Genomic DNA, 18,738 nt, shown 5'->3' on the forward strand with positions numbered 1-18,738 from the left:
TTATAAAAATTTGATTAAAGGTTGCTGAAAACCACCCAGCAACCTTACTGCACACTAATCAAACTAATTACAAACTAACCAAAATTTGTATTGTACACATTTTTTCTTCCGAATAAATTTAAACGTGGATTTTATTATTTTTTTGAAAACTCATTAATGATTTTAGAAAAACTTAAAAATCAGTTTCTAAACTTTTTCAATATTAGTAAGAATAGCGCTTTTTCAAGATAACTCATGGTGCATTTAGTATAAATTATCAACCAAAATACGTTGAAACCCTTATAAAGATCGGGTTTTAAAGTACTATTATCCTTTTTTCACCATATTAGCTTTTATAAAAAAACCTCATTAGCTTAAATCCTAATGAGGTCAATTTCTAACACTTCAATTAATCAATTCTATTCTAAAGTATACAATAAGGTTCCAAAACCTAAAGAATCAAATCCTCCACTATTAGGACCATAATCTCCTCCTCCACCTTCTGGTCGCACCACATTTTTAACAAGAGAAACATATTTAACATCTGTAGTTTCAGACAAACCTTTACGTTTCACATAATGATTGTAAATTCCCGCCCATATTGGACGTATTTCACCTCTACCAGCATTACTAATCACAGTATGATTTACATTATCACAATTATTATAGGGCTCAAATGGAACTGACTGAGTAATAAAATTATATTTTGCTTCATATTCAGCACCTTTAAGAATCCAATTATTATTATATCCGTATACATCATCACCCTGATTCCAGGTACTTTGAGCAATATCCGCTAAAAAACCGATACACAATAGTGCATGTCCTTGATCTCGTCCGGCTTCCTGAACCTGAGCCGTTCCATCTTTATGATCATACCAAATTACTTTTAATAATTGACCATTACCTTGTCCTTCATTAAGATAAGTAATAGCAGTATTGTAAAGACTCGCATCATCAGTCAATACACCTATTGACATTACATTTAAAATACTACATAAATCCCAATTGGCCCAATAATGTGAAATACAAGTACCATTGTGTCTTACCAAAAAGTCTTTACTTATAGGTAAAAACAAATCGACAAGCCACTTTTTAAATTTATTAAAATCAGTAGCAGTCCAACCGCTATAAGTACGCATAATTTCGGCAGCATTAGCAAATTGATAGCCATAAATGCCAGCTCCTAAAACAATATTAGAATTACCTGAAAGACTGGTACAAGTAGAAGCCCATGCATTCATAATTTGAATTGACTTATCAGCATAGGCATTATCCCCGGTAATTTTCCAACGAATAGCGGTTTGATAGGCAGCTGCTGCATCATTCATAGCTCTGCTGTAATTGTCCGGACTTGGTTCCTCGGCTGAATTCCCTCCTCTAATCAACTTCACAACCGGATTTGGAGTATATGTTAATTGAGAGTGAGAATTGGCAATTAATTTGTTCCATCCTGATAACCAAGGTTCAGCACTAGCATTTACTTTTGCCTTCATTCGGTCAAAATCAGCTTGTGTATGTAATAATCCTGGGTGTGTGAAAGTTTTATTAGGATTAATTGGAATTGGAGTCACTACTGGTGGAGTCACTACTGGTGGTTTTGTTTCTTCTGTTGATGAAGAATCGGCACTACTACAACTAATAGCAGTAATCAACAAAACAAACTTAAAAACTGTAGTTAAAGTTTTCATAATAAAATAATTAAAATTAAAATAGGAAGATAGATCATAAATGACCTATCTTCTTTATAAAATGTTTTAAACCTTACTTATAAATTAATATTTCATATAAGTCATAAAAGCCTCTAATTCGGTAGTATTTTTAAAGGTTCTAATCCAGTCTACTTCATAACCTGTTTCATCACCTACAATATCAGCTATTTTAAACTGTCTTGTTGCTAGAGAAGTATTTGCTGCATAATCAGCAGACATGTCATAATAAATCACATTTTTAGCAGCATAATCCGTTTTATATTTATTATTACCCACATTAGCACCTAAGGCAATATCTAATATTATATTACCCGAAACCGGTTTATAACTTCCAGTTGGTGTAAAAGCAATCTTCATTGCCAGAATAGGGTAGTCAGGAGACTGTACCCAAGCTGCTTTTGAAACACCATTTAATGTACCATTAACAATATAAGCCAAATCTGCACGACGTTTACTGGCAGAAGTTCCTAATTGTGCCGGATTAAAAGTTACTTTCAACTTACCATCAGCAATCACATTGGTAGAACCTGAAGTAATTGCCAGCCAATCTCCTGTAGCAGCAGGATCATTGAACTCAAAAATATATTTACCTGCAGGGATTGTTGCATCTACAAGATTTCCGTAAAATTCAATTTCTGCGATATTACAACTTCCATTAGGTGAATAATAATAAATATAACGGAAATTTTGATTCGTGTTGATATTTACATTAGTATAAACACCAGTTGCTGGTTGTTGTGTAATTGTGTATAAGGTAACGGCATCAATTAATGTAGGATCATTGGCACCACGGATCTCACCACCTATCATTCTTTGAGGATGAGAGGTACGAGGTACATATCGAACTGAAGTTAAAGAAGCCTGTTTACCAGATCCAACATCATAACCTACATAGCCTGATGAAGTTGGAGCATCAACAAAAGTATCAATATTTCCATCTACAGCAGCTGCAATTGTTGTTGCTGAATTATTTCCCCATGAGCCAGTATGGCCTATAAGTTTTCCTGTAAGCAAATCATCTCCTATTAATAAAAATATACTTTGAACTTCTTGTCCTCCAATATTTAATAAAATATTACCTGATTCGGTATCCGGTACTGTAAATTGTATCTTGGTATCCGTTACAGAAGTAATTTCTGTTTCAACAGTACCAATAAAGATGTGTACATCATTTACATTGCTTCCAAAATTTTCACCTGTAATTGTAACAACATCTCCTGCTTTTACACGTTCCTTGTCAACTGAAGTAATTTTAGCTCCTGGAATAAACTCGAATGAATCTTCAAACTCTTTTATATTTTTCCAAATTTTGACGCTTATTTTTCCAGTAGATGCGTTTGCCGGAACTATAACAATTATCTGACCATCTGTAACGCTTACTATATCTGCCTGAATTGTAGCAACATCATTAAAATAGACTGTAACTGCTCCTTTTAACTCCCCAAAATTGGAACCGTTTATGGTAACCTGAGTACCTGGTCTTGCCGCCATTGGGCTGAAACTTTCAATGGTAAAATCCGGATATTCCTCAATTTTAAAATTTGGACCTTCTTCACATGATGTAAAAAAAGACAAGCTAAAAATCATCATAAAACTTATAATGATTGATTTGTATAATATATTTTTCTTCATAATTTATAGTTTTATTTTTTTCACCAATTAATCTTTGTTTTATAGACAATGTAAACAAAGACCTTAAATAAACCATACAGATTTAAATCTGTATGGTTGAATAAAAAAATATCTTTAATATCCCGGATTCTGAAGCAACTTAGTATTTAACTGCATCTGAGTCTGAGAAATTGGAAACAGATAGTGTTTAGGAGCAACTGAATGATTTAAATAACTATCAATAACAACACACTCTAAATCACCTTTCGGAGTACTAACTACTTCTTCTCCATACACATAAGTATTTGGGAGATAAGAACTGGTAGCATTACCTGATCCATCTTTAAAAGCAGTAGTATAGGTTGCGTTTCCTACTACTCTCCCTAAACGAGATGGGTTCAAAGACTCTTCTAAAATTCCCCAACGTTTTAAATCATCAAAACGCTTCCCTTCACGATACAATTCTACTGTACGTTCTCTTCTGATTTCTTCTTTCATATTTAACCCATTATTACTCACTAATGCATTAGTCAAAGATGCAACACCTGCACGAGCTCTTAATTTGTTAATTGAAGCATCCAATTGAGTATCTGTAATTGAACCATTCAATTCATAAACAGCTTCTGCATACATTAAATAAACCTGAGCCAATCGAATAATAGGCCAGTTCGCAGATTCAGTATTATCTTTTCTTCTAGTACCAAAACCATAAACTTTATATTTTGCATTATCATAACCACTATATCCTAAACTACCAAAACTTAAACTAACTGAACTAGTAGCGGTAGTTGAAGCATATAAATAATTTAACAAACGTAAATCTCTATCTTTAAATTCATCAGCGACTGCATGGTAACCTTGAAACAAAGGAGATTTATCTGCTGGTAATCCATCTTTACATACGGGCATGTCCACAAATTTGCGACTTGGAAACAATTGTCCTGATGTCCATGTAATATTAATACCTGATTGTTTCAAAGTATAATCGTAGGTCCTATATAAAATAAACTCTTTATTTGTAGATTTATCATATCCTCCCGGATTAGAACCCGCATCTTCAAGATTGAATAAATACCAAGAACTAGAGTTTGCCATTTTAGAATCAGCATTTTTATTCCAAAGTTCATAACCTCCTTGTCCCATAATGTTGTTACACATTTCTACTGCATCAGCCAAATATTTATTAACATTAGCGGCATCATAACCTGCAGATCCTGCACCTTCAGCTATACCGTCACCATCAGTAGATTGACCCACATATCTTTCCCAAGTAGCTTCATACAATTCAATTTCAGCTTTTAAAGCCATAGCAGCCCATTTACTTATTCTTCCCTTATCACTTCCTGAAATATTTTGTTCAGTTGGAAGATTGGCGATAGCTTTATCTAAATCACTTAAAATTTGGTCTACCACCTCATAACGGCTATTCCTTGGACCATATAATTCTGGTGAATCTGTACTAAGTACTTTAGTAACTAACGGCACCCCTCCAAAAGTCTTTAACAACCCATAATAAGAATAGGCGCGAAAAAAATAAGCTTCTCCAACATATTGACTTATATCTCCATTTGAATTATTATATCCTGTTGCTTTTTCTAATAAAATGTTACAACTTCTAATTCCATTATAACTCCAATTGATTCCTGAAGAAAGGATTGTACCATGTCCAAGATCATATCCATTAGAATTAGTATTTGCAGACAAATCTGAATTATTATCCATGTTTCCAAAACTCCATCCTTGCAAAATCCCGTAAAGATTAAGAGTATATGCTTTAAAATCAGCGGGTTTTTTAAAATAAACTGCATCCGTATATTGCCCTGGTGGATCTAGATCTACAAAATCATTCTGACAACTTATCATTCCCAAAAAAAGACCAGTAAAAACTATATATTTTAAACTTTTTTTCATCACTTTTTCATTTAATTATTAAAATCCAATATTTACACCAAAAGACCAGGTACGACCAAATGGATAACCTGCATTATCTCCATCAGTAGCATTTTGTTGAGCTTCCGGATCAAATCCATCTTTAATAGTTGAAGCTTCCCATAAATCATTACCTGAGAAATAAAATCTAATTTTATCTAATTTTATCATTTTTGTAATTTTTTCAGGAATAGTATAACCCACCACTAAAGTCTTCAATCGGATATAACGATTATTTTGTAACATAAAATCATTATTAGCATAATTCCATGCTGCACGTGTTGGATTGACAGTTAAACGAGGAAATTCGGCATTAGGATTTTCTTCGGTCCAGGTTTTCCCTAAAAAGGAAGGATTTTGGTTAGTATACAAGGCTCTAAATGGATAAGCCATATATCCTGTACGCATAATATTTTGTTTTAAATGTCCTTGGAAAAAAGCATTCAAATCAAATCCTTTAAAATTACCACCTAGATTAATCCCAAACACATAATGAGATGCTGAATCACCAGCATATACCAATGAACTGTTCTTACTACCTGCGCCGGTAATTGTTCCTGTACCAGCTACATCTACTCTCTTTGTATCACCTGGTCGTAAAGCTACATTTGGACTAGTTTGTTGCAATGCGGCTAAATCCCCTTTGCCGCCATAAGCCTGGTAGTAAGCATCAACTTCTGCCTGATCTTTAAAATAACCATCTGTCTTATAAACAAAAAACGGTTTAAATCCATATCCATTAACAACACCGTTTTGTCCTGCTACATAATTATCTCCATTTAATATACCAGATACTTTACTTTTTGAATCACCAATATTAAAAGATACATTATAGCCAAAATCTTTTTTTCTATCTTTCCAGCCTACAACAAACTCCCAACCTTTAGAATCAAAATTTCCATTATTTGTTTTCGGTGCTGTTGCTCCTAAAACAGATGGATATACAATATCTATCAACATTCCATTATTTTTCTTTTCATAAAGATCAAAAGAAGTAGTCAAACGATTATTTAAAAATCCAAGATCTATACCGATATTCTTTTGAATCACTTTTTCCCAAGTACGGTTAGGGCTGTATATCCCATTATTAGCCAATGAGGATACTGTTTGTAGTGATGCAGGTTGCCCCATTACCCCACTTCCAATATTAACAAGAGAAAGATATTCAAAATCAGCTAATCCTTTAGCTTCATTACCTGTGCTACCAATTGTAGCTCTTAATTTACCAAAATCCACAATGCCATTAAGAGAATTAAAGAATTTTTCTTTTGTAAAAACCCATGCTAATTGAGCCGAACCGAAGTTTTTAAATTTATTACCTTGAGCAAAACGCGAATTTCCATCCCTTCTTCCAATAAATTCCGCAATGTACTTTTCATCATAATTATAATTCACTCTGGAAATATAAGAATAACGACCATTTTGACCTTTATATCCGCCATTTGTTTGTCCTTCAGTAGGAGCCAAGCTAATATCATAAACACCTGAATCAACAAACCCCAGACGTGATCCAAACAAGCCTTGTGAAGTGAATTTTTCACCATTTACCCCCGCCATAACGGAAACATTATGAACATTGTTAAAAGTTTTATTATAACGTGCTAACGCCTGATAATAATAATAATATTTAGATTCAGCACCTGTTGAATAACCATTATTGATTCCATCTGTTTGATATGCATTAGCTGTAGGATTTCCATACCAATCATAGAGTTGCACTGGTACAACATATGATTCAGTATTATATCGTTCATTTTGAATAGAAGCCAAGCCTTCTAATGAAAAGCCACTTCCAATATCATAAGTTGCCTTCAAATCTATACGACCTGTTAATCTTTTCTTGTTAATTCGACCAGCATCTGAAGTTGATGCAGCAGCATTCCTGTTAGCTCCTGCATCCACCCCATTAAAAGGTGCCAACCATTGACCATAAGGATTTTTTGCAGGATAGAAAGGCATATCAAAAGAATAAAGAATATTACCAAATCCTCTTGAAGGTTGACTAGTATTAGTATTAACAACGCTAACACCAGTTTCTAATTTTAATTTATCAGATAATTGATAATCATAATTAAAACGAATATTCATCTGTTTTTCTCCATCATAGGCGGTCAACAAATTAGCCTGATTATCAGCATAACCTGCTGACAATCTGTAACTAGATTTATCACCCCCTCCAGAAATAGCTAAATTATGTTGAAATGAAAAACGCGGACCAAATAATTCATTAATTCTATTAGCATTGAAGATAAAGAAATCCCTACCTGGCCATGTATTAAAATGATAGGCCCCCTCAACACCCTGTTGTAAATTTTTCAAATTCTGTTCACTATCCCAGATCCACCAATTAGGTAAAGACTCTTCTTTATTAGCCTCAATCCACATGGTAGCATATTGTTTAATATTAGGTGAAAAGTTTGTTAAGCCATTAGTAACATAACGAAAATTAGAGTTGAAAGTAACTTTAACTTCACCTTTGCCCTTTTTAGTAGTTACCAAAATAACTCCATTAGCAGCACGGGAACCATAAATAGCGGCCGAACCATCTTTTAAAACTGAAACACTCGCAATATCATCTGGATTCAAATTTTGAAAAGCTTGAGCATTTATTGCCGGAACTCCATCTATAATAATTAGCGGATCAGAACCATTTATTGACGAAAAACCACGTATTTGAAAATTCAGTCCCTCACTTCCAGGTCTTGAAGACGAACGAGTCACTACTAAACCTGGTGTTTGACCTTGTAATGCCAATCCAACATTGGTTACTGCCCGATCTTCAAACACTTTAGAACTTACCACTTCAACCGCACCAGTTAATGTTGCTTTTTTCTGAGTACCATAACCTACTACTACCACTTCATTTAATGAAGCTACATCAGCACTCATGGTTACATTTAATACTTTTTGCGTTCCAACTTTAATTTCCTGAGTTTTCATACCTACGGCACTGAAAACCAAAATTGCATTTGAAGAAGAAACATTGATACTGTAATTACCATCAATATCAGTACTTATTCCGCCTTTCTCTCCTTTTATATTTACATTTACTCCAGGGATTCCCATGTTATCCTCAGCAGCAACTACCTTTCCTTTTATTGTAATTTGCTGTTGAGCTACATTTAAAGCATATTTTTCAACCAGATTTAATTTCCCATTAGTTTCAGCAAACGACTGGGAAGAAATACAAACCAGAAAAGACAAAACCAAGGATGGTTTAATCCTGTTCCATAATTCGGTTTTATTCAACGCATTTATTCTCATAATGAATTGTTTTTTCGTTATTAATTGATTTAGTTATTAGTTTTTTATTAATTTCTCTAATTACATTTAGAGAATTCAAATTTGGTAATGAAATTTAGTTCTTTTTACATTTAATTATTTTTTGAAGGTTGATAATTTTAATACTCATAATTTTTAATCATAAATTTTATCATAATGATGATAATAGCATTACAATATTATTGATTAAAAAAAAAGCAGTCTATAACCTATGATTCAATCAGTATAACTTATCGACCATTTTTTAATTTCCCCATATTTTGCAAGGATTTAAAGCAACTTTGAAACCTAAAAAAAATCTAAACTGTTTTTAAAAAAATTGAAAAATTAAAAGATACTTCCTCTAATTCTCCCAAAGAACCATAAAAAAAGGCTCCGTTTCAACTTAAAAACGGAGCCTTTTTTAGCAAAATATTATATTAAAAAATCTATTCTTCAGTAGTTTCTTCCAGGTCTTTTTGATCCTGAATATACTGTGTAGGAGTTACTTTAAAAACTTCTTTAAAGGTTTTTGTAAAATAAGCTGTCGAGTTAAATCCGCAATTCAATGCCACTTCTTTTATCGAATATTGATTGGTCAACAACATTTCGGATGCATATTTTAATCGGATGGTACGGATAAAATTACTAGGGTTTTGTCCGGTTAGGGAATTGATTTTTCTGTAAAACTGTGAACGTCCCATTCCCAAATTCCCTAATAAATCATCCAATGTAAAATCGATATTACTTACATTATCCACTACTACTTTGGTAGCTTTATCCAGAAAGTGTTCATCTAATGAGTTAATCGTAATTTCAGAAGCAGCTACAATTCCTCCAATAGCAGCAAAGCGCTCTCTGGATCTTTTTCGGGATTCCAACAAATTATCAATTCGGGTTTTCAGTACCGCCATATTAAACGGTTTTGACAGGTAAGCATCTGCCCCTGTTTGATAACCTCTAATCATATCTTCATCCAGATTTCTGGCGGTTAATAACAAAATAGGTATATGACTGATTTCAAAATCATTTTTAAGCTGTTGACAGAGCTCAAAACCATCCATCTTTGGCATCATCACATCACTAATTACCATATTTGGCTGGTACTTTCTGATTTTTTCCAAACCTTCTGCCCCATTTGTAGCCTCTTTTACCTGATAATACTCTTTCAATTCACTTTTTAAGTGATTGCGAAGCACCTTATTATCTTCTACTATAAGAATCAGTGGTTTATTTTCACTTTCAGAAGCCAGTGAATCCGGTTTCATTTTTTCGTCAGAAATAGCAATTTCATATTCTGCCGATTGGATAGCATTCATTTCCTTACCTTGTGTACTCCAGTTATCCGACTGCTTTTGTTTTACTACCGCTTTTAAATCAGCAGGAAGTGTTATGGAAAAAGTAGTTCCTTTTTTATACTGACTTTCTACAGTAATATGTCCTTTGTGCAATTCGACTAAACTCTTAGTATAATTTAATCCAATTCCGGTTCCTGTTTTGGAAGCATCGGCGTGAAAAAACCGCTGAAACACTTCTTTCAATTGTTTTTTCTTGAAACCAATACCAGTATCACTTATCTGAATTTGAATCCCTTTTACCTGAGTTGTCGGACTAAAGAACAACTTTTTATATTTCTTTTCTGAAATCATCACTTCGGATAAGGAAAGCGTAATTATTCCACCATTATCGGTAAACTTAATCGCATTGGACAACAAATTAGCCAACATTTTCTCTATTTTATCGGGATCGAATTGTCCGTAAAATTCTTTTGATGTAGATTTAAATACAAAACGAATATCTTTCTTCTTTGCCAAATCTTCAAAAAGAGAAAAAGTATCTCTGGCAAAAGCGACAATATCCATATTGGAAAGTTCCAAACGGGACTTACCCATATCCATCTTTCTTAAATCCAAAAGCTGATCCACCAAATAAAGCAATCGCTTACTACTCTTTTGAATAATCAGAGCTGATTTTTTGACTTCTTCGGTATCATTAAAATGGGATAAAATCTTTTCTACAGGATTTAAAATTAATGTAAGTGGTGTTCTGAATTCGTGAGAAACATTGATAAAGAAACGCAATTTCATTTGATCTAATTCATGTTCTTTTTCTTCATTGATCTTATTGGTATAATATTCCAATCCGAACCACAACAATGCTACAAAAAGCGCAAAATATAAAAGGTAAGCCCACCAGGTTTTCCAAAATGGCGGAAGTACTCTGATTAAGATACTTGTTTTTCCGGCATTTTTCCATTGCCCGTCAATGGATGCCATAACTTCAAAAGTATAAAGCCCCGGAGCCAAATTAGCATAATTAGCTACCCGATTGTTATCTACATTCACATATTCATCATCCAGACCGCTCATTTTATAAGCATACTTTACCCTCTCCGGATTTTGATAATTTAAGGCTACAAACCCAAATGAGATATACCCCTCGTTGTACTTTAGTTCAATTTTTTTAACATCTGACAAAGCTTTATCGAACAATACTCTTCCGTTAACAGCATCACCGGCATTTACCCGTTTATTGAATATTCTGATATCGGTTAAAATGGGCTGTACTTTGTGTGTATTTAAAGCAATATCATTAGGATAAAAAATATTAAACCCATTGAGTCCTCCAACAATAATTCTTCCATCAAAAGTTTTGGCAATCGATTTACTTTGGAACTCTAATCCCTGCAAACCGTCATGAGCATTGAAACTTTTAATATTCTTAGTTCTAGGATTTAATATGGACAAACCACTTTTAGTACTCACCCAGATATTCTTATTATTATCTTCCTGAATTCCAACCACCAAATTATTTGGAAGTCCGTTTTTAGAAGAATACGCCTGTTTTAATTTTAAATCAGTTCCTAGCTGGTACAACCCCATATCGGTTCCAACCCAAATATTACCTTTATAATCTTCGGTAACCTGATTGACACGATTACCCTGTATGTTTTTTATCTTTATTTCTTCAAAGTTGATATTTTTAGGAATTCTGCTTCTCAAATGATTCAGTTTTACATAGCACAAACCTAAAGAAGTACCTACCCAAAGACGCTGTTTAGAATCTACAAATAAGGAAAAAACAAAATTGCTTATTAAACTTTTAGAATTGTTAAGTTGATTTTTATACTGGTAAAACTTATCCGTTTGGGTATCCAACAAATTTAAACCAGCTGTAGATGTACCTACCCATAATCTTTGCTGATTATCTTTAACCGCACACCAAACCGTATTTTGTCCTATAGAAAAAGGATTTTTAGTATTGTTCTCGTATCGTTTTACAGTTCCGGTTTCTGTATTAAATTTATTCAGCCCTCCATCCCAGGTGCATACCCATAAATCGCTATTTTCTCCCCTCGCGAGATACAAAATTTTATTAGAACTTAATGTATTTACTGAACTTGGAATTGATTTAAAGTGTTTAAACGTTTCTGTTTTACTATCAAACAAATCAAGCCCTCCTCCATCAGTACCAATCCAAATACGTTGTTTTCCATCTTCTATAACCGACTGCGCAATTTTGGTACTCAAACCTTTATTACCACTATTGGGCTTATAAAAATAGTGTCCGAAAGAGGATTTAAACAAAGCCAGTTTATTAATTCCTTTATTATAACTGGCAATCCAATAGATACCATCTTTATCTTCCAGCACATTTGAAGGCTGGTTATTAGGCAAGGAAAAGGGATCATCCTGATTTTGTAACAGATGCTGTAATACGCCTTTATTTCTGTCCAACAAATACAAACCACTTCCGTCAGTTGCAGCCCAGATGGTTCCTTTCTTGTCCTGATACAAATGAAAAACGGGTGTGCTTTGTCCAACTGGTGCAATTTTCTTAGCGGCTTTAGCAATAGGATTATATAAATAAAGATGTGATAAATCGTTTCCTATCCAAAAATAACCTTCTCTATCCAGAAGAATTTGTTTGGGCAAATGATCTAAATATTGATGGGTTTCAAAAACTATATTAATTCTGTCGAATGTATTTGTCTTAAAATTATAACGATGTAAATTATTCCCTTCGGTTCCTATCCAAATATCTCCTTTTTTATCCTGAATAACATTAGTAACGTTATTATTATCAATTGACTTTTTATCGCTAATCTTATTGGTATAACGGTCAAAATGAAAATTTTTAAATGAAGGATAGTCCGCAGAATTTAAAATGATTTTCACTAAACCATTTTTAGTTCCCACCCATAGCAATCTGTTTTTTTTATCAAACAACAAACTATTTATCTCTTCCCTTACATTGACATCTTTATTTTTATAAAGATTGATTCGGTAAAATTTTTGTGATTTTTTATCAAAAACATTCAATCCATTGCTCGTACCTACCCATAAATAACCTTTATCATCCTGAGTGATGGCATTAATCCTGTTATTACTTATAGAATGAATATCATTTATAATTGGTCGGTAAATTTCAAATTCATATCCATTGTATTTATTTAAACCATCAATAGTACCAAACCACAAAAAACCATCACTATCCTGAAAAATTTCTACACTGGTACTACTGGAAAGTCCTTTATTAGTGTCAAAATTTTCAAATTTAAGATTGGAATATTGCGAATAACTCAAATGGCTGACTAATAACAACACCATCCAAATGATGATTGATTTTTTCATTAATCCAGAATATTTAGATTGATTTAGAAAGTAATTCATGAAGGCTTCAAATTTATAAATTAAAATTTAAAAGCTATTATTTTTCTACTATAGAATTAAATTTTCTTAATATTTTAAAATATTTGTAATTCAATAAATTTTATAATATGATAGTTATCCTTTAGTAATTAATAAATAATTATCTACTTCTATAATAATTTGCTATCTATCGTAATTAATCTCTCCAAATCATATATAAATATCAAAAACTATAAATAAGTTATTCGATTGTAATAGCGGCGACTAAACTTTAAAAAAACCGTAATCAAATAAAAATTATAAATTCCTTAATCCAATTATCAAAATCTGTTTTCAAATTTTTTTGTCCTAGTTTGTCATGAAAAAAGCATAGCTTTGTCTTTGAATCGATTAAGATTTATAACTTAAAATTAAACGGATTTAAACCAATCTAGAATTTTCAATATTTATAAAAATGGTGAAAATCTTCATGGCACATCCGTGGCACAACATTTAAAAAAATATTAGAAATGCAGTATAATAGCGGGATGTGACGTTTTTGTTCGAATCCCTCTTTCTCCGCAGAGGTCTGAAAACAAATCTGAAATAAGATTTTCAAAGTTTTCAAAAAAGCCTAAAAAAAGCAGTAAACCCTGCAAATCAAACGATTTCCAGGGTTTTTACTTTTATACCACTTTTCAATATTTATAAAATCACGCAAAATCTTTAAACTTCTAAGATATAATGGTTTGAATGTTCTGTTTTATTGTCTCAGCAGGATTCTAACCAGTTGACTTTCAAAATAATTTTATAATGCGTAGCTAATTTCAATTTGAGAATCCAAACCGGTATCTGGTAATTTAACATAAACAATTCCTTCTTTTTCATCCCAACTATAAGTAATCTTTTCATTTACTAAATCTGCTTTTTGAAGTAAAACCTCTGTTTTCTCTTTCTTAATTTTTGAAGAATTCACCATTACCGATTTAGGTTTAGTACCACTATGCAATTTTACAATATAGTTTCTTGCTCCTGATGGCTTGTAATTCTTTTCTTCTCGGACATTCAAATGAATGGTATAGCCAGAAGAGTTGCTTAGAGCTCTAATTTTAGTTTTACAATAAATATCCTTTTCATAATCCCTGCTTTCTCCATCATCTTCATACAAAACAAAAGAAGATTCTTTTCCAACTTTATCTGGATAAATATCAAAACTAACCGGATAATTAGGTTTTTCGTGTATGTATTGCATTACAGGCATACTCGGAATAATAGCACCTTTTTTTACAAACATTGGAATCACATTTAATGGCGCTTCAACTGTAATCCATTGTTTCCCCTTATAAAGCGTTTTTCCATCATTATAGTTTATCCATTCTCCTTCTGGCAAATAGAGTCTTTTTGTAGTCGCTTCTTTTTCAACTACCGGTGCAACCAGTAATTCTCTTCCAAATAGAAACTGTCCATCTAAATTATAGGTTTCCGTATCATTAGGATATTCTAAAAATAAAGCTCTCATTATAGGCATACCAGTATCATGTGCCTCCCGCGAATAAGTATAGATATAAGGAAATAATTTATATTTAAGCTCAATTGCAGCTCTGGTAATATTTTCGGCCTCAGTGCCAAATAGCCAAGGCTCAACTGCATTTCCTCCTTCGTGATGTGCCCGACTCAAAGGATTAAAAATGCCAAATTGCATCCAGCGAATATATAATTCAGACATAGCATCATAATCTTTTATATCACCACAATATCCGGAAATATCTGAAGTCCAAAAAGGAATGATACCCATTCCGGCAGAAAGTCCAACCGGAATTTGATTCGCAAATTGGCTCCAACCTTCCAATACGTTATTACCATTCCCGGAATCTCCCGACCAACCAAATGTATATCGCTGTAATCCTGCATAAGCAGCTCTTGTCATTTGAAAAATGCGCTTATTGGGATTATGCTTGTAAAATTGTTCCGTTACAACTTTATCCCAACTTAAACCATAAACATTATGAATTTCATCATGCATTCCTAAATAATGTTTCATATTTAAGCGATCTGTAGCCTCTTCATTACTCCAGGCAGGTTCACCCATATCTGTCCAAAATCCACGTACGCCATCACTTAAAGGCTTTTGCTGATAGTTGCCCCACCAGTCAGCTACTTCAGGCTTCGTAAAATCAACTACTCCACAATTTCCACCCCAAGGCCAGGGCATATCGTAACTCTTACCTGTACGTATATCTGTAGCGAAGTAACCATTTGCATCAGCCTCTTCCCATTGTTTTTTATTGGCCTGAGAAATAACAGGATCCTGAGAAACAATCATTTTGAATCCCTGCTCTCCCAATTGTTTGACCATATCTTTTGGATTTTGATAATTGTTTTTCTTCCAGTCAAAATCCTGAAGTCCTTCAACCCATCCAATATCCTGATAAATAATATCACAAGGAATTTTTCTCTTTCTAAACTCAGCTGCAATATTTCTGGCTTGTTGTTCTTCCGTATAATTTCCCCTGCATTGCGAAAAACCCAAAGCCCATTTAGGTGGCATGATTGGTTTTCCAGTTAAAGCAACATAATTTTGAATAATTTGTTTGAAATCATTGCCATACATAAAATAATAAATCATTTCTCCCGACGCTGCTTCAAAAGAATAATATTCATTCGATTCACTTCCAAACTTAAACTCTGTTTTATAGGTATTATCAAAGAAAATTCCATAATGATTAGTGCTCATAAAAAAAGGAATGCTTTTATATAGCGGATCTTCATTTACACCATAACAAGGTTGGTCGCTATTCCACATTTTATAACTTTTTCCCCGTCGATTTAATATTCCGGCTTTTTCTCCTAAACCAAAAAATTGCTCTTCTGGCTTTAATGTTTTATAAGTAGCAACTCTATTGCCTTGCTTAACAAAACCTCTATCATTAAAATCATTAAATAACAACTTTTGATATTTATCGAAAATTTGCAATTTAAAAGGACTTTTTTGTACTCTTATTCGCAATTGTTCTGTAAATACCTCGTAAGCTGAAGTTTCTTCATTAACATTAATATTCCCCGTCCAACCTAAATCTTCATTAATTACAGCAAAAGATTCATTATTTCGCTTAAAAGTACCCTCCGCTGAAATCCAAACTTTTAGTACCTGTCCGCTACAAAATTGTAACATCACTTTTACATTGTTTTTGCAATTAAAGATAAGCTGATTATTTTTTGTTGTATAAGAAGAACAATTGCCTAAAGTTTGATTTCCGTTTCCAATATCCTGAGCGCTAACAGTATTCTTTATCAACAAAAGAATAAGAATCAAATAAATAGTGGTTTTACGCATAACTAAGTTCATTTAATTACTTTTTTTTCTTTTCAATAATACTAATAGCATAACCACCTCCCGGAGCTGAAAACTGACTCAGTTTTGTTTTATTAGTTATTTTCATTTTTCGAATAGTATAAGCTTGTGGATTAGTTAAATAATTAGCATCACTACTATCTGAATAAATTGTCGCTTCATATTTTTTCCCTTTTTCTAAAAAGTCAAAGGTAATCGTTGACGTTCGGGCTGTTTCTCCATTTACATTACCTACAAACCAGTTATCTGTTCCTTTGGCTTTTCTGGCAACCGTAATGTATTGACCAGGTTCTGCTTCCAAGTATTTACTTTCATCCCAATCTACGGCTACATCTTTGATGAATTGGAAAGCATCCGAAAACTTCTCATAATTCTCCGGAAAATCAGCTGCCATTTGCAACGGACTGTACATAGTAACATACAATGCCAATTGATTCGCTATGGTTGCATTTACATGAGAACCATTAGTTACATCCATCTCAAAAATTCCAGGTGTATAATCCATTGGACCACCTATTAATCTTGTAAAGGGTAAAATAGTAACGTGATTTGGTTTATTTCGGTCTCCGCCAAATGCCTGATATTCGGTACCTCTTGCAGACTCATTTCCAATCAAATTAGGATAGGTTCTGCAAATTCCTGTTGGACGTACAGCCTCGTGCGCATTGACCATAATTTTGTAATCTGCGGCCTTTTCAATTGCATATTGATAATGATTATTGGTCCACTGACTATAGTGCGTTTCCCCGATTGGAATTATGTTTCCAACATAACCGCTTTTAACCGCATCATAACCATATTCTTTCATTAATTTATAAGCAGCATCCATGTAACGTTCGTAATTTCGAATGGAGCCGGAAGTTTCATGATGCATAATCAGCTTTATACCTTTTGAATGAGCATAATCATTCAATCCTTTCAAATCAAAATCAGGATAAGGGGTTACGAAGTCAAAAACATAATCTTTAGCATGACCAAACCAATCTTCCCAGCCTTCATTCCATCCTTCGACTAATACGGCATCAAAACCATTTTTGGCTGCAAAATCAATATATCGTTTTACATTTGTCGTAGTGGCACCGTGCTTTCCATTGGGTTTAGCCTTCGAAAAATCGGTTACACCTAATTGTACTGCGGGAAATTCATCGGTGTAAGACCAACTGCTTTTTCCGGAAATCATTTCCCACCAAACACCAACATATTTCGTAGGCTTAATCCATGATGTATCCTCAATTTCGCAAGGATCATTTAAATTTAAAGTCATTTTTGAAGCTAAAATTGCTCTGGCATCATCACTAACTATAATGGTTCGCCAAGGCGAATGACAAGGAACCTGCATATTTCCCTTGTCTTTGTTTGAATCCGGTGTAAGCCAAGATTCAAAAACAAAATTTTTATCATCTAAATTCAGGTGCATACAGGAATAATTGATTAATGCCGCTTCATGAAGATTGATGTACAAACCATCATCACTTTTCATCATCAAAGAAGTTTGCACACCAGTTGGCGAAAAGGAAGTTTGCGACACATTTCCTGTAGTATAGGCTTTTTCCATAAAAGCTCTAATCTCAGAAAGTTTTGAAGTGGTATAATTGTATTCCTGCGTGTCATAATCTCCCGGAATCCAGTAAGCCGTATGATCGCCATTCATAGCAAACTGTGTACGCTCTTCTTTAATGGTAAAATAAACCAGATTTTTTTGTTGCGGAAATTCATATCGAAATCCTAAACCATCATCGAACAATCGAAAACGAATGAGCATTTGTCTGTCAGTACCATTTTGATTTAAAGTTATAGCCAATTCGTTATAATGATTACGAATGGAATTAACTTCACCCCAAACCGGTTTCCAGGTTTCATCAAAACGGCTTGTTTTTGTACCCAAAATGGTAAAATCATTCAATAATGATTTAGCATCATTTTTTAATTGAAAACCTAATTTACTGGGTTTTATAACGACCTTCCCTTTGTAAGTCAAACTGTATATAGGAGTCCCATCACTTTGCAAAGAAAATTCCATTTGGAGTTTTTGGTTAGGAGACTGTAATTTTTGGGCACTTAATATTTGTAATACAAACAAAAATGCAATCAGTATTGAACGTGAATGTTTCATTTTTTATTATTTTAATTCTTTTAGCTGCGTATCAATTTATTCTGTCACAAGGCGATTTTAATTTAATAATGAGATTGAATCTGCCTCCTTTTATTGGGGAGGATAAACATTTTTATTTATTCTCTAATTTGTACTACAATTGCATTAAAA

The 18,738-nt window shown here is 33.2% G+C and carries 7 protein-coding genes; all 7 read right to left on the reverse strand.

The window, feature by feature from the left end; genetic code table 11:
• Positions 1-398: 398 nt before the first annotated feature.
• The 7 genes from B6A10_RS07170 to B6A10_RS07200 all read right to left on the reverse strand — a co-directional run bounded on the left by B6A10_RS07170 (position 399) and on the right by B6A10_RS07200 (position 18,588).
• Positions 399-1,670 carry an alginate lyase family protein gene (locus tag B6A10_RS07170; RefSeq protein WP_188220321.1) on the reverse strand — a complete coding sequence of 424 codons (1,272 nt, stop codon included), beginning with the start codon at positions 1,668-1,670 and terminating at the stop codon, positions 399-401.
• An 84-nt stretch (positions 1,671-1,754) separates the two neighbouring features.
• Entirely contained in the window at positions 1,755-3,323 is a 1,569-nt protein-coding gene (locus B6A10_RS07175; RefSeq protein ID WP_188220322.1) for an IPT/TIG domain-containing protein, read from the reverse strand.
• 114 nt (positions 3,324-3,437) lie between these two features.
• Entirely contained in the window at positions 3,438-5,165 is a 1,728-nt protein-coding gene (locus B6A10_RS07180; protein WP_238929372.1) for a RagB/SusD family nutrient uptake outer membrane protein, read from the reverse strand.
• A gap of 66 nt (positions 5,166-5,231) precedes the next feature.
• Positions 5,232-8,495: a SusC/RagA family TonB-linked outer membrane protein gene (locus tag B6A10_RS07185; protein WP_188220324.1), complete on the reverse strand. Its 3,264-nt coding sequence runs from the start codon at positions 8,493-8,495 to the stop codon at positions 5,232-5,234.
• Between the two features lie 446 nt (positions 8,496-8,941).
• The gene (locus tag B6A10_RS07190; RefSeq protein WP_188220325.1) at positions 8,942-13,126 is read right to left on the reverse strand and encodes a two-component regulator propeller domain-containing protein; all 4,185 of its coding nucleotides are present in this window, start codon (positions 13,124-13,126) and stop codon (positions 8,942-8,944) included.
• Between the two features lie 805 nt (positions 13,127-13,931).
• Positions 13,932-16,469, reverse strand: a complete 2,538-nt coding sequence (locus tag B6A10_RS07195; RefSeq protein ID WP_238929373.1) for a glycoside hydrolase family 31 protein — start codon at positions 16,467-16,469, stop codon at positions 13,932-13,934.
• Positions 16,470-16,473: 4 nt separating this feature from the next.
• Positions 16,474-18,588, reverse strand: a complete 2,115-nt coding sequence (locus B6A10_RS07200; RefSeq protein WP_188220326.1) for a glycoside hydrolase family 97 protein — start codon at positions 18,586-18,588, stop codon at positions 16,474-16,476.
• Positions 18,589-18,738 lie beyond the last annotated feature (150 nt).

Source organism: Flavobacterium pokkalii, assembly GCF_014596575.1.
Lineage (GTDB): Bacteria > Bacteroidota > Bacteroidia > Flavobacteriales > Flavobacteriaceae > Flavobacterium > Flavobacterium pokkalii.

Bases quoted from the DNA above. Each gene is read 5' to 3' on its own strand.
- B6A10_RS07170 (WP_188220321.1), bottom strand. From the start codon at position 1,670: ATGAAAACTTTAACTACAGTTTTTAAGTTTGTTTTGTTGATTACTGCT.
- B6A10_RS07175 (WP_188220322.1), bottom strand. From the start codon at position 3,323: ATGAAGAAAAATATATTATACAAATCAATCATTATAAGTTTTATGATG.
- B6A10_RS07180 (WP_238929372.1), bottom strand. From the start codon at position 5,165: ATGATAAGTTGTCAGAATGATTTTGTAGATCTAGATCCACCAGGGCAA.
- B6A10_RS07185 (WP_188220324.1), bottom strand. From the start codon at position 8,495: ATGAGAATAAATGCGTTGAATAAAACCGAATTATGGAACAGGATTAAA.
- B6A10_RS07190 (WP_188220325.1), bottom strand. From the start codon at position 13,126: ATGAAAAAATCAATCATCATTTGGATGGTGTTGTTATTAGTCAGCCAT.
- B6A10_RS07195 (WP_238929373.1), bottom strand. From the start codon at position 16,469: ATGAACTTAGTTATGCGTAAAACCACTATTTATTTGATTCTTATTCTT.
- B6A10_RS07200 (WP_188220326.1), bottom strand. From the start codon at position 18,588: ATGAAACATTCACGTTCAATACTGATTGCATTTTTGTTTGTATTACAA.